Annotated in this window: 1 rRNA gene; it reads right to left on the bottom strand. The window is 55.2% G+C overall.

Going from position 1 to position 364, the window contains the following annotated elements:
- A 16S ribosomal RNA gene (locus ACTHSL_RS13195) occupies positions 1–364 on the bottom strand; the annotation flags it as partial.

Below are 364 nucleotides of genomic sequence, written 5' to 3'. Positions count from 1 at the left end.
GGACTACCCGGGTATCTAATCCTGTTTGCTCCCCACGCTTTCGCGCCTCAGCGTCAATCACGGGCCAGATAGCCGCCTTCGCCACTGGTGTTCTTCCCAATATCTACGAATTTCACCTCTACACTGGGAATTCCACTATCCTCTCCCGTATTCAAGCCAATCAGTATCAAGCGCAGCCCCCAGGTTGAGCCCGGGAATTTCACGCCTGACTTGATCGGCCGCCTACGCGCCCTTTACGCCCAGTAATTCCGAACAACGCTTGCCCCCTTCGTATTACCGCGGCTGCTGGCACGAAGTTATCCGGGGCTTATTCTCCAGGTACCGTCATCATCGTCCCTGGCAAAAGAGCTTTACAACCCTAAGG

It is taken from the genome of Neisseria sp. P0008.S010, from assembly GCF_051962715.1.
GTDB classification, from domain to species: Bacteria; Pseudomonadota; Gammaproteobacteria; order Burkholderiales; family Neisseriaceae; genus Neisseria; species Neisseria elongata.
Note: the sequence above shows the minus strand (reverse complement) of the source record. Positions and strands in the feature narration are given on the sequence as shown.